The sequence below is a fragment of the Sphingobium limneticum genome (assembly GCF_008710155.1).
Taxonomy (GTDB): Bacteria; Pseudomonadota; Alphaproteobacteria; order Sphingomonadales; family Sphingomonadaceae; genus Sphingobium; species Sphingobium limneticum.
Window position 1 is genome coordinate 327,805 of the sequence record NZ_VYPZ01000001.1, and the last position, 13,085, is coordinate 340,889.

At 63.5% G+C, this 13,085-nt stretch carries 9 protein-coding genes; 3 read left to right on the forward strand and 6 right to left on the reverse strand.

The annotated features are described in order from the left end of the window. Positions 1-38 precede the first annotated feature (38 nt). Together F4U94_RS01290 and F4U94_RS01295 are read left to right on the forward strand one after the other, a co-directional pair. Positions 39-2,888 carry a TonB-dependent receptor gene (locus F4U94_RS01290; RefSeq protein WP_120253115.1) on the forward strand — a complete coding sequence of 950 codons (2,850 nt, stop codon included), beginning with the start codon at positions 39-41 and terminating at the stop codon, positions 2,886-2,888. A gap of 293 nt (positions 2,889-3,181) precedes the next feature. Beyond that, complete coding sequence (locus tag F4U94_RS01295; RefSeq protein ID WP_150411833.1) at positions 3,182-4,408, forward strand: SGNH/GDSL hydrolase family protein; 1,227 nt, start codon at positions 3,182-3,184, stop codon at positions 4,406-4,408. Here the strand turns inward: F4U94_RS01295 and F4U94_RS01300 are convergent. Continuing rightward, positions 4,392-4,883, reverse strand: coding sequence for an Lrp/AsnC family transcriptional regulator (locus tag F4U94_RS01300; RefSeq protein ID WP_120253114.1), 492 nt, complete (start codon positions 4,881-4,883; stop codon positions 4,392-4,394). The genes F4U94_RS01295 and F4U94_RS01300 overlap by 17 nt on opposite strands. A 98-nt stretch (positions 4,884-4,981) precedes the next feature. Between F4U94_RS01300 and putA the strand changes: the two genes are divergently transcribed. Beyond that, positions 4,982-8,584 carry a trifunctional transcriptional regulator/proline dehydrogenase/L-glutamate gamma-semialdehyde dehydrogenase gene (gene putA / locus F4U94_RS01305; protein WP_232016264.1) on the forward strand — a complete coding sequence of 1,201 codons (3,603 nt, stop codon included), beginning with the start codon at positions 4,982-4,984 and terminating at the stop codon, positions 8,582-8,584. Between the two features lie 15 nt (positions 8,585-8,599). On the opposite strand, the gene F4U94_RS01310 is transcribed toward putA, so the two are convergent. From F4U94_RS01310 to F4U94_RS01330, 5 genes are all read right to left on the reverse strand, one after another. Beyond that, a complete protein-coding gene (locus F4U94_RS01310) occupies positions 8,600-8,959 on the reverse strand; it encodes a YciI family protein (RefSeq protein ID WP_120253112.1) in 360 nt (119 codons plus the stop codon). A gap of 47 nt (positions 8,960-9,006) precedes the next feature. Continuing rightward, positions 9,007-9,885, reverse strand: coding sequence for a 3-hydroxyisobutyrate dehydrogenase (gene mmsB / locus F4U94_RS01315; protein WP_120253111.1), 879 nt, complete (start codon positions 9,883-9,885; stop codon positions 9,007-9,009). Positions 9,886-9,969: 84 nt separating this feature from the next. Then, on the reverse strand, positions 9,970-10,749 hold the full coding sequence (locus tag F4U94_RS01320) for an enoyl-CoA hydratase-related protein (RefSeq protein ID WP_120253110.1): 780 nt from the start codon (positions 10,747-10,749) through the stop codon (positions 9,970-9,972). Next, positions 10,746-11,834, reverse strand: coding sequence for an enoyl-CoA hydratase/isomerase family protein (locus tag F4U94_RS01325; protein WP_150411815.1), 1,089 nt, complete (start codon positions 11,832-11,834; stop codon positions 10,746-10,748). The genes F4U94_RS01320 and F4U94_RS01325 overlap by 4 nt, the downstream gene beginning before the upstream one ends. 11 nt (positions 11,835-11,845) lie before the next feature. Further along, positions 11,846-12,988, reverse strand: a complete 1,143-nt coding sequence (locus F4U94_RS01330) for an acyl-CoA dehydrogenase family protein (RefSeq protein WP_120253109.1) — start codon at positions 12,986-12,988, stop codon at positions 11,846-11,848. Positions 12,989-13,085: the final 97 nt, after the last annotated feature.

A 13,085-nucleotide genomic window follows, 5' to 3' on the forward strand; every position in this document is an offset into this window, starting at 1 on the left:
GGAGAGTCGGGGGCGGCGCTCAGGAGAGGGGTTTGTTCATGTCTTCACGCACCCAGATTTTTCGCACCGCGCTGTTCGCCGCGTCCGCGATCGGTTCGCTGGCTCTCGGCCAAGCCGCCCTTGCGCAGGACGCCGCGCCGCAGGATGGCGACGTTGCCGACATCGTCGTGACCGGCATTCGCGCGTCGTTGCAGAGCGCTACCAATGCCAAGAAGGATGCGGTAGCTTTTGGTGACTCGATCTTTGCCGAAGATATCGGCAAGCTGCCTGCCACCAACCTTGCCGAAACGTTGAACCGTATGCCGGGCGTGCGCCTGCGCCGCGACAATAATGGTGAAGGTACGCAGGTCGCGATCCGTGGCCTTGGCCCCAGCTTCACCCGCGTCCTGTTGAACGGCTCGCAGATTCAGGTCGCGTCGGACGGCGGCACCAACGGTGGCAGCGCCAACCGTGAAGTCGATCTAGACTTCTTCCCCTCGGAACTCTTCACTCGCCTCGACCTGGCCAAGAGCCCGTCGCCCTCTACGCTGGAAGGCGGCATCGCCGGCACCGTCAACCTGCGCAACGCGCGCCCCTTCGACAAGGAAGGTACGCATTTCACCGTCGTGGCGCAGGGCCAATATACCAGCCCCAATGACAAGATCAGCCCGCGCGGCGCGATCGTTGCCAGCCACACCACCGACACGTTCGGTATTCTCGTCGGCGTGGCCGGCGTGAAGACCAAGACGCGGATCAAGGGCTTCGAAACCGTTGGCTGGACCGACGGCAATCTGGGCGCCGTCAACGGCGTGCCCGATGCGGGCGGCAACAATTTCTCCTGGGCATCGGTCGTGCCGCGCAATGCGGGCCATGGTCTGGTCGCTGGCCAGCCGGTCAATGTCGTCGCGACGTCGGGCCTGACCCGCTCGCAGCTCAGCACCGCACTGTTGCCGCGTCTGGGCCGTGAAAGCCTGACCGAAGGCACGCGCTCGCGCATCTCGGCGCTGGCCGCGCTGGAATGGCGTCCGTCCGACACGCTGCATTTCGCCATCGACGGTATCTGGGCGAAGTCGACCCGCGATTATACGAAGGTCAACATGAACTGGCAGGTCCGCAATTCCGGGCCGGGCACCAGCGCGCAATCGACCGGCGGCATGATCCCGATCGGCCTGACCGTGGACGAAAATAATGTCGTGACCAGCGGCACCTTCGCTAACTCGTCCTATTTCCTGGAAGCGAGCGTGTTCAAGCAGACCACGAAATTCTGGAACATCAACCCCAGCGTCAGCTGGGAGCCGACCGACAATCTGAAGGTCAACCTCAGCGCCAACTATTCCAAGAGCCGCTTCTTCCGCGAACAGCCGACCTGGGCGTTCCAGACCACGCCCAATTCGGGCGTCGATACCTATTATGAAAATAAGGGCGGCGATTATCCGTCGATCACCAGCAATCTGGACCTCAACGATCCGAACAATGGCAGCTGGCAGTGGTATCGCCAGAATATCCAGCTGGTCCGCCGTCATACCGAAACCAAGGGCGCACATTTCGACGTCATGTATGGCGACGAACAGTTCAACGTGAAGGTCGGCGCGGCCTATGATCAGGCGACCCGCTCGATCCGTGCCTACGACAATAGCATCGCGTATCAGCAGTCGGTCTGTGGTACGGGCTGCACCGGCGCCACCGGCTCGATCACGACCAGCCAGATCGCGCAATATCTGAAAAGCTCCTCGACGGCCGGCTTCGTCGTGCCCAATTTCGATGCCATCAAGCAGGCGACCAACTATGCCAGCTATCGTGACAGCGCGCCCGAAGCGCGCGGTGCGGTAACGGGCGGCGCGACCGGCGACATGGACGAAAAGGTGATGGGCGCCTATTTCGAAGTGAACGGCGTGACCGAAATCGCCGGTCGTGACCTGCACATCAATGCCGGTATGCGCTATGCCCATACCAATCAGGAAGTGACCGGCCCCAGCCAGGTTGGCACCACGATCATCGACATCACGTCGCGTTCCAAATATGAAAATTTCCTCCCGTCGATCAACCTGACCTATGACGTGGCCGATAATATCAAGCTGCGTGCATCGGCTTCGCGCACCATGACCCGTCCGGATGCTGGCCAGATCCTGCCCGGCGTCACCTTCTCCGATCCTTCGGCTCTGATCGCGAACGCCGGCAACCCGGACCTGAAGCCCTACACTTCGGACAATTATGATCTGGGTGGCGAATTCTACACCGGCGGCATCGGCTATGTCGGCGTCTCGGCCTTCATGAAGAATGTCCAGGGCTTCACCACCACGGTGCCGACGCAGGCGACCTTCGGTTCGCTGAACATCCCCTATGCCAGCCTGCTGTCGACCCAGCAGAATGCATTGACCGATCGTTCGGGGGCAACTGGCGTCGCCATCAACGATCTGGCCATCACCGTGAACCGTCCGGTCAACCTCTCCGACCTGAAGATCAAGGGTCTGGAAGCCACCTGGGTGCAGCCGCTCGACTTCTTCGTGAAGGGCCTCGGCTTCTCGGCCAACGGCACCTATCTCAAGCAGTCCTCGTCCTCGGGCCTGGTTGCCGAAGGCGTGTCGAAATATTCGTACAATCTTCAGGGCTTCTACGAAAATCACGGCCTGTCGCTCAGCCTGAACTATGTCTGGAACGGCAAGTCCATCGCGCTCAACGGCCCGCAGAACGGCATCGCCGGCGCGGACCTGAAGGCCGATGCCCGTGGTCAGCTCGACCTGTCGGCCGGCTATGAACTGCCCTTCTTCAACAAGGCGATGCGCCTGACGCTCGACGTGCTGAACATCACGAACGAGCCGATCCGCACCACCTTCGAATATTCGAACGCCGCTTATTCGGTCTATTATCCGGGTACGTCGGTTCTGGCCGGTATCCGCGCCAACTTCTGATCCTCCCCAAGGACCAACTGACAGGGCCGGCCGCAACGCCGGCCCTATTTTCTTGGGGCTGGTGATTTGGTGAGGATTGGGATCTCATGCTTCCAATGTTGGATTTTATCTGATCTATCCGGGCTGCCTTCCGAAGGGCCGTCAGGCCTGTATAGGAAGTGACGCTTCGCGAGCGCGCAGGGAGCGCCTGGCGAGCGCTTCGCGAACGCTTCGACCCCAAATAGGGCGACAACGGTGTGAACTTCGGCCGTCGCTTCGGTGGCGCGCCATCATGGCAAAAAGGCAAGGCGATGATGCGTCTCTCTCTCCTCTTCACCATCCCCCTTGCACTGGGCACTATGCCGCTGCAGGCCAAGACCTGCACCCCGACCTGGGTCGCCGGTTGGGCCTCCTCGCAATTCCGTCCCACCGGTGACGCCGAACTGCCCGCCGGCACGCTGCGCGACCGGACCCTTCGCCAGATCGTTCGCCCATCCGTCTCCGGCGACCGTCTCCGCGTCCGCTTCTCCAACCTTGCCGGCACGCAGCCGCTGCGCATTGCCGGTGCCAGCATCGCCCGCGCACTGGGCAGCGCATCGCCGACTGTCGATCCCGGCACGCTCATCTCGCTCCGCTTCGATGGCGCGCCAGAAGTCGTCATCCCTGCCGGCGCCGATTATCTCTCCGACCCGGTATCGCTGCCGGCCAGGGCGCTGGACAATATCGCCATCTCGATCCGCTATGAGGGCGAACCGGAACAGACATCCCATCCCGGATCGCGCGCCACATCCTGGCATCTGCCCGGCAACCATCTGACCGCCGAAGCGATGCCCGGCGCCGCCAGTTTCGACCACTGGTTCAATCTTGCTGCGCTGGAGGTCGAACGCTGCGCGCCTGCGCACCTCATCGTGGCGCTGGGCGATTCCATCACCGACGGCAAAGGTTCCACCACCAACGGCAATGACCGCTGGACCGATATACTGGCGCAGCGGCTTCAGGCCGATCCGAAACGGCGTCCCATCGCCATCGTCAATCAGGGCATCGGCGGCAACCGCCTGCTGAACGACGGCCTGGGTCCGAACGCTCTGGCGCGGCTGGACCGAGATGTGCTGGCCCAGCCCGGCGTGAAGTATATGATCCTGCTGGAAGGCATCAACGACCTGGGCACCCTGACCCGCGACACCCCGGTGAGCGCAGAGGCGCATCAGGCCCATGTCGCCCGCATCATCGGCGCCTATCGGCAGATCATCGCTCGCGCCCATGCCAGGGGGGTCAAGGTGATCGGCGCGACCGTCATGCCCTTCGTTGGCAACGGCTATTACCATGCCGACGCACAGAATGAGGCGGACCGGCAGGCGGTGAATGCGTGGATCAGGAAGCCCGGTAACTTCGACGGTCTGATCGACTTCGACCGCGTCACCCGCGATCCCGCCCATCCCGACCGGCTGCTGCCGGCCTATGATGACGGCGATGCGCTCCACCCCTCGCCAAAGGGCTACAAGGCGATGGGGGAGGCGATTCCGCTCAGCCTTTTCGACTGACCCGCTTGTGCCCCGCCTCCAGCACCGTCTCCATCGCCACGAAGGTCGATGTGCTGGCGACATGGGGCAGGGCGCTGATCTTTTCGCCCAGCACGACCCGATATCGCCGGATATCGGACGTCCGTACTTTGAGGAGATAGTCGAAATTGCTCGCCAGCATATGGCATTCTTCGACTTCCGGAATGCGCCGCACCGCCGCATTGAATTCGCGCAGCGCCGCCTCCCTCGTGTCGGACAATTTGACCTCGGTAAAGGCGATATGATCCATCCCCAGCTTCGCGGGGTCGACGATCGCGCGAAAGCCGCGAATGACGCCAGCCTCCTGCAATCGCTTCAACCGCACCTGGCAGGGCGTCTTGGAAAGGCCAACAAAAGCAGCCAGATCGGTGACGGTCATGCGGCCATCTTCGACCAAAGCGGCTATGATCCGCCGGTCGAATTCATCCATTTCGACTGTGATGGGCTTATTCTCCATCCAATCTGCCTAACATGGGCCATTTAATAAGTCACTCCGACCATGTTGGAGCCATTCATAAGACGGAACGAAAATCTGATCTGGATTATTCTTGTCCAATGACCGACCAGCACCCCTTCGCCGACTTCGCTCCCGCTCTCCGCCAGCCCACCCCGCTGCGCGAAGCGATTACCGCCGCCTACCGCCGCGATGAGGCTGAGGCGCTCGCCCCGCTGATCGCCGCTGCGACTCTGCCGACCGAGACTAAGGCTGCGGTCGCCGACACCGCCCGCACCCTCGTCACCGCATTGCGGGCCAATCACAAGGGCACGGGCGTCGAGGGACTGGTCCAGGAATATGCGCTTTCCAGTCAGGAGGGCGTGGCGTTGATGTGTCTGGCCGAAGCGCTGCTGCGCATCCCCGACACCGCCACCCGCGACGCGCTCATCCGTGACAAGATCGCCGACGGCGACTGGGGTTCGCATCTGGGTGGCGACAAGTCGCTGTTCGTCAATGCCGCCACCTGGGGTCTGGTCGTCACCGGCAAGCTGGTCGGCAGCGTGGACGATCGGGGCCTCGGCGCTGCGCTCACCCGCCTTGTCGCCCGCGCCGGCGAGCCGGTCATCCGCCGTGGCGTGGACCTTGCCATGCGCATGATGGGCGAACAGTTCGTCACCGGAGAGACGATCAAGGAGGCGCTCAAGCGCGCAAAGGAACTGGAGGCGAAAGGGTTCGCCTACAGCTACGATATGCTGGGCGAAGCGGCGACGACGGCAGCCGACGCCAAACGCTATTATGCCGATTATGAACAGGCGATCCATGCCATCGGCAAGGCGTCGGCCGGGCGCGGCATCTATGCCGGTCCCGGCATCTCGATCAAGCTGTCAGCGCTCCATCCCCGTTACGTCCGTGCGCAGGCCGATCGCGTCATGGGCGAGTTGCTCCCCGCCGTGAAGAAACTGGCGTTGTTGTCTAAACACTATGACATCGGCCTCAACATCGATGCGGAGGAGGCCGACCGGCTCGAACTCTCGCTCGACCTGCTGGAAAGCCTGGCGACCGATCCGGACCTTGCCGGCTGGAACGGCCTGGGTTTCGTGGTGCAGGGCTATGGCAAGCGCTGCCCCTTCGTCATCGACTGGATCATCGACCTTGCCCGCCGCGCCGATCGGCGGATCATGGTGCGCCTCGTCAAGGGCGCCTATTGGGATGCGGAAATCAAGCGGGCGCAGGTCGATGGCCTGACCGACTTCCCGGTCTATACCCGCAAGGTCCATACCGATGTCGCCTATGTCGCCTGCGCGCAGAAGCTGCTCGCCGCGCCGGACGCCGTCTTCCCGCAATTTGCGACGCATAATGCGCAGACGCTCGCCACCATCTACCAGCTGGCCGGCCCGGATTTCCAGATCGGCAAATATGAATTTCAGTGCCTGCACGGCATGGGCGAGCCGCTCTACGAGCAGGTCGTCGGTGCAACGAAGCTGAACCGCCCCTGCCGCATCTATGCGCCGGTCGGCACGCATGAAACGCTGCTGGCCTATCTGGTCCGGCGTCTGCTGGAAAATGGCGCCAACAGCAGCTTCGTGAATCGCATCGCCGACCCCAATGTCTCGATTGAGGAGATGATCGCCGATCCGGTCGATGTCGTGCGCGTCATGGCTCATCCCGGCCATCGTCACGACAAGATCGCCCTGCCGGCCGATCTCTACCCAGAACGCCGCAATTCCGATGGCCTCGACCTCAGCAGCGAAACCACGCTTGCGGCGTTGGGCGATGCGTTGCAGCACAGCGCCGCGCTCGCCTGGACTGCCGCCCCGGCCAGCGGCGCGGGGGAAGCGCGCCCGGTTCTGAACCCGGCCGACCATCGCGATATCGTCGGCACCGTCTGGGAAGCCTCACCCGACGAAGCCCGCGCCGCCGCCATTCGCGCTGCCGTCTCGCTCTGGCCCAACAGCCCGGTCGCCGATCGCGCCGCTGCATTGGATCGCGCTGCCGATGCGATGCAGGCGCGCATGCCGATCCTGCTCGGCCTCATCGTCCGTGAAGCCGGCAAGTCCCTGCCCAACGCCATTGCCGAAGTGCGCGAAGCGATCGACTTCCTGCGCTATTATGCCGCGCAGGCGCGCACAACTTTCGGCCCGGCCCAGGTTGCGCTTGGCCCTGTCACCTGCATCAGCCCGTGGAACTTCCCGCTCGCTATCTTCACCGGACAGATCGCCGCCGCTCTGGTCGCCGGCAATCCCGTCCTGGCCAAACCGGCAGAGGAAACTCCGCTGATCGCTGCCGAAGCGGTCCGCCTGCTTCACGAAGCGGGCGTGCCAGCCGATGCGTTACACCTGCTGCCCGGCGACGGCCGGATAGGAGCGGCGCTGGTCGCCGCGCCCGAAACCGCTGCCGTCATGTTCACCGGATCGACCGAAGTGGCGCGCCTGATCCAGCGCCAGTTGGCCACACGCCTCTCCCCAACCGGCCGCCCGATCCCGCTGATCGCCGAAACCGGCGGCCAGAATGCCATGATCGTGGACAGCAGCGCGCTGGCCGAGCAGGTGGTGGCCGACGTCATCGCCTCCGCCTTCGACAGCGCCGGTCAGCGCTGTTCGGCGCTGCGCATCCTCTGCCTTCAGGAAGATGTGGCCGATCGCACATTGACCATGCTCAAGGGCGCACTGGCCGAATTGCGCATCGGCCGCACCGACGCGCTGAAGGTCGATATCGGCCCGGTCATTTCCGCCGAAGCGCGTGATGGCATCAACCGGCATATCGATGCCATGGCTACGCTGGGTCGCAAGGTGGAACAAAGCCTGCTGCCGGCCGACGCCGCTCATGGCACCTTCGTCCCGCCCACGATCATCGAGATCGAGTCCGTCGCCGACCTCAGCCGCGAAGTCTTCGGCCCGGTCCTTCATGTGCTGCGCTTCAAGCGGGATCGGCTGGACGCGCTGGTCGATCAGATCAATGCGACCGGCTATGGCCTGACCTTCGGCCTGCACACTCGGCTCGACGAAACCGTCGCTCGCGTGACCGCCCGCGTGAAGGTCGGCAATATCTATGTGAACCGCAATGTCATCGGCGCGATCGTGGGTGTTCAGCCCTTTGGCGGCTGCGGCTTGTCGGGCACCGGTCCGAAGGCGGGTGGGCCGCTTTATCTTGGCCGTCTGGTCGCGACGCCACCCGTTTTCGCTGCGCGTGTCAGCCATCTGCGCTCGCCGCTGCATGCCTTCGCCGACTGGCTGGACGCGCAGGGCGAAGCGGATGTCGCCGCACATGCCCGCCGCACGGGCGACGCGTCGGCTTTGGGCGTCGAACTGACGCTGCCCGGTCCGGTGGGGGAGCGCAATATCTATGCCCTGCACCCGCGTGGCCGCATCTTGTTGCGCCCCGCTACCCGCCAAGGCCTTTTCCGCCAGATGGCAGCCGTCCTTGCCACCGGCAATCATGGCGTCGTGCAGGGGATGACCATTCCGCCCGGCCTGCCCGCCGAAGTCGCCGCCTGTTTCGGTACCGACGCCACGGGTCATTATGCCGGCGCTCTGGTCGAAGGCGGCGCTGCCAAGGTTGCGGCAACGGCCCAGTGCGTGGCGGACCTGCCCGGTCCGATCGTGTCCGTGCATGCCGACGATCATGGCCATGGCTATTGCCTCGACTGGCTGCTGGAGGAGCAGTCCATATCGGTGAACACCACGGCGGCGGGCGGCAATGCCAGCCTGATGATGATCGGCTGAGGAACGCGGCTGGCCTCAGTCCAGGTCGTGAAAGGGGCGGATTTCGATCTCGCTCGGTCCCGGCATGGGGTTGGGGCATCGCTTTACCCAGGCGATCGCTTCCTCCATGTCCTTGACCTCCCAAATCCAGAAGCCGGCGACCAGCTGCAGCGGCTCCGGGAAAGGTCCGTCGATGACGCGCCGGTCGGCGCCATCGAACGCCACGCGCGCGCCGGCCGAAGACGGGGTGAGGCCGTCCGCCATGATGAGGATGCCGGCATCGCGCAATGCGTCGTTGAAACGTCCCATCGCGTCCATCATCGCATCCGTTTCGGGCGACCGCCGATAGCCTTTTTCGCTATCCTCTGTAGCCTTTACCAGCACCATCACGCGCATCGACCATCTCCCGTTTGCACCGCCAATCTGGCAAGGATGGGGACGGTTCAGCTCAACAGCTGAATCATCGACGAAAAATCACGCCCACCCTCGCCCTTGTTGGCGAGCAATTGATACAGGCTTTCCGCCTGCGCGCCCATAGGCACGCTGGCATTGACGGAGGAAGCGGCTTCCAGCGCCAGCTTGAGATCCTTGAGCATCAGGGCGACGGCAAAACCGCCCTGATAATCCGCATCGGCCGGCGTTTGTGGCCCGACGCCAGGCAGCGGACAGTAGCTGGTCATCGACCAGCTCTGCCCGGACGACACGCTGGAAATATCGTAAAAGGTCTGCGGATCGAGGCCGATCTTCTGCGCCATGGCAAAGGCTTCGCACGTTGCCACCATCGTTGCGCCGAGCAGCATATTGTTGCAGATCTTGGCCGCCTGCCCATTGCCCGCACCGCCCGCATGTATCACCGCCTTGCCCATGGCCGACAGGATCGGCTTCGCCTTCGCATAAGCATCGTCCTGCCCGCCGACCATGAAGGTCAGGGTGCCGCCATTGGCCGCAGCAATGCCACCGGAAACCGGCGCGTCGACCATGTCGAACCCCTTGGCCAGCGCAGCGGCGATGACCCGGCGGGCCGTCGCGACATCGATGGTCGAACAGTCGAGCAACAACGCGCCTGCCTTGGCCGCTCCGAACACGGCGTCGTCATACACCGCTTCGACATGCTTGCCGGCCGGTAGCATGGTGACGACGGCGTCAGCGCCGGTCACGGCATCGGCCGCGCTGGAGGCGCGGAGGGCACCTGCCGCCTCCGCCTTGGCCAGCGCATCGTCCGACAGGTCGAAGGCGCGCACCGAATAGCCATTCTTGACCAGATTGGCGGCCATGCCACCGCCCATATTGCCTAGGCCGATGAAGGCGATTGTCTCAGTCACATCCTGCTCCTTACAGCGATCTTCCCTGGGCCGTCATTTGTGCCCATTGTCTATCCATACCGGCCCATCGCGGGCCGTCCGCGCTTAGCGCCCCTTCCAGACGCCGGCGCGCTTTTCGACGAAGGCGGTCATGCCTTCCGTCCTGTCCTCGGTAGCCGTGAGGATCTGGAACAGACGCCGCTCGGTCAGTAGCCCCTGCGCCAGGCCGGTCTCGAAGGCGATATTGACCATTTCCTTGTTCACCATCGCGGCCATCGGCGGCAGCGCGGCGATCGTCGCGGCGGTCTTGAGCGCTTCGTCCAGCAGGTCCGCAGCCGGCACGATGCGGCTCACCAGCCCGGCACGCTCGGCTTCGGCCGCGTCCATCATGCGCCCGGTCAGGCACATCTCCATCGCCTTGGCCTTGCCCACCGCGCGGGTCAGGCGCTGCGATCCGCCCATGCCCGGCGCCACGCCCAGCTTGATCTCGGGCTGGCCGAATTTCGCCGTATCGCCCGCGATGATGAAGTCCGCCATCATCGCCAACTCGCAGCCACCACCCAGCGCAAAGCCCTGCACCGCCGCGATCCACGGCTTGCGGGTCGCGACCACGCCGGTCTGCCAGCCGGAAAAGAAATCCTCCAGGAAGAAGTCGGCGGCCTGCTTCTCCACCATTTCCTTAATGTCCGCGCCGGCCGCGAAGGCCTTCTCACCGCTGCCGGTCAAGACCGCACAATGCTGGGTCGGATCGGCATCATAGGCGGAGAAAGCCGCGCTCAGATCCTTCAAGACCTGGCTATTCAGCGCGTTCAACGCCTGCGGCCGGTTGAGCGTGATCAGCGTCACGGCATCGCGCTGTTCGACGATGATGGTTTCATAAGTCATGGCAGATTTTCCGTTTCAGGCAGAGGTGTCCATTCCTGTTCCGGCGCGAGCGGCGCGAAAAGGCTGTCGATCAGCGCGTCGTCCACGGCTTCCGGCGTGGCGGGTGTCCATCGCGGCGCATTATCCTTGTCAAAGATTACCGCGCGCACGCCCTCCACGAAATCGGGCCGGCGGATGATATGGCAGGCCAGGCGATATTCGTTGCGCATATTGTCGGCAAAATCGGTCAATGCGGCGCCTTCCACCAACTGGCGCAGGGCGACCTTGACCGTCTGCGGCGATTTCGTGGCAAGCACGGCCAACTGCTTTTGCGCCCATTCGGATCCATCGGCGGTCAGCGCGGCCAATATCTCCTCATAGCGGTCCGACGCGAACAACTCGTCGATCGTTGCGCGCTGCGCCGCCAGACGAGAGTCCGGTGTCATCTCGTTCGCGCGATCCAGCAGCGCCGACAGGGCAGTGGGATTGGCCAATATATCGGCCTTCAGCGCGTCCAGCTTTTCCGATCCGATATAATGGGTCGCGATACCGGTGGCCACGCAATCCGCCCCATCGATCCGCGATCCCGTCGTCGCCAGCCAGGCGCCGATACGACCGGCCAGGCGTGGCAGGAACCAGCCGCCACCCACGTCCGGGAACAGGCCGATGCCGGTTTCGGGCATGGCAAAGCTGGTCCGCTCGGTCGCGACGCGATAGCGGCAGGGCAGGGATAGGCCGACGCCGCCACCCATGACGATGCCATCGATGAAAGCAACGATCGGCTTGTCATAGACGAATAGCAGATGGTTCATGCGATATTCGACATGGAAGAAGCGTTCGGCCTCGATGCAATCGGCCTTGGCGCTGTTCGCGATCAGCGCGATGTCCCCGCCGGCGCAAAAGCCGCGCGACAATTTGGGATCGCCATCGGCTGCGGGCATATGGTCTATCATCACGGCGACCACGGCGGGATCGTCCCGCCATACCAAAAGCGCCTGATTGATCGCCTCGCACATGTCGGGCGTCAGGGCGTGGATCGCTTTGGGGCGGTTCAGCCGGATACGGCCGACGCCATTGTCGATGATGGTCAGGACTTGATCGGTCATGGCCTGCTCCTTCACGCGCGCAGCATGTCGCGGGCGACGATCATGCGCATCACTTGATTGGTGCCCTCCAGGATCGAATGGACGCGTAGATCGCGCCAGATGCGTTCGATCGGATAGTCCATCAGATAGCCATAGCCGCCATGCAGTTGCAGCGCGCGGTCCACCACCGAAGAGCCGGTGTCGGTGGCAAAGCGTTTGGCCATGGCGGCAAAGCGCGTCTTGTCCGGCGCATTGTCCGTCACCTTGACGGCTGCGGCGTAGAGCAGAGTGCGCGCCGCCTCCAATTCCGTCTGCATGTCGGCCAGCGTGAACTGCGTATTCTGGAAATCCGCGATCGACTGGCCGAACTGTTTGCGGTCCTTGGTATAGCGCACCGTTTCGTCGATGGCTCGCTGCGCACCCCCCAGCGAACATGCGCCGATGTTGAGCCGGCCACCGTCCAGCCCCATCATCGCGATGCGGAAGCCTTCCCCTTCGCTGCCGACCAGATTTTCGACCGGTACTCGGACACCGTCGAAATTGACCTGCGCGGTGGGTTGGCTGTGCCAGCCCAGCTTGCGCTCCTGCGCGCCGAAGCTGACCCCTGGCATGTCCTTCTCGATGACGAGGCAGGAAATACCCTTTGGCCCATCCTCACCGGTGCGGACCATGACGACATAGACGTCATTCTCGCCGCCGCCGGAAATAAACTGCTTCGAGCCGGTCACGACATAATGATCGCCGTCCCGCACCGCCTTGGTCTTGAGCGCGGCAGCATCCGATCCGGCACCCGCTTCGGTCAGGCAATAGCTGGCCATGCGCGTCATGGGCACGAGATCGGGCAGATATTTGTCCTTCACCGCCTGACTGCCGAACCGGTCGATCATCCATGCGCCCATATTATGGATGGAAATGAAGGCACTGGTCGACGGGCAGCCATAGGCCATGGCTTCCATGATGAGCGCGGATTCGAGCCGACCCAGACCGATGCCGCCGGCTTCTTCCGACACATAGATGCCGCCGAAGCCCAGTTCGGCCGCAGCACGGATCGTGTCGCGGGGGAAGATATGCTTTTCGTCCCACTCGGCTGCATGTGGCGTGATGGCATCGGCGGTGAAACGCTGCGCCATTTCCTGGATGGCACGCTGGTCGTCGGTCAGGTCGAATTGAGTCATATTTCGGTCCTAAAAGGCGCGCGTGCGTACCGAAGAGCTACGCTCGTGCGCCCGAGTTTAGCCGGCGACCTTCCAGAATCCACCGACATCGTGCGGG

Bases quoted from the DNA above. Each gene is read 5' to 3' on its own strand.
- F4U94_RS01320 (WP_120253110.1), bottom strand. From the start codon at position 10,749: ATGACTTATGAAACCATCATCGTCGAACAGCGCGATGCCGTGACGCTG.
- F4U94_RS01300 (WP_120253114.1), bottom strand. From the start codon at position 4,883: ATGGAGAATAAGCCCATCACAGTCGAAATGGATGAATTCGACCGGCGG.
- F4U94_RS01330 (WP_120253109.1), bottom strand. From the start codon at position 12,988: ATGACTCAATTCGACCTGACCGACGACCAGCGTGCCATCCAGGAAATG.
- F4U94_RS01325 (WP_150411815.1), bottom strand. From the start codon at position 11,834: ATGACCGATCAAGTCCTGACCATCATCGACAATGGCGTCGGCCGTATC.
- F4U94_RS01290 (WP_120253115.1), top strand. From the start codon at position 39: ATGTCTTCACGCACCCAGATTTTTCGCACCGCGCTGTTCGCCGCGTCC.
- F4U94_RS01295 (WP_150411833.1), top strand. From the start codon at position 3,182: ATGCGTCTCTCTCTCCTCTTCACCATCCCCCTTGCACTGGGCACTATG.
- putA (WP_232016264.1), top strand. From the start codon at position 4,982: ATGACCGACCAGCACCCCTTCGCCGACTTCGCTCCCGCTCTCCGCCAG.
- F4U94_RS01310 (WP_120253112.1), bottom strand. From the start codon at position 8,959: ATGCGCGTGATGGTGCTGGTAAAGGCTACAGAGGATAGCGAAAAAGGC.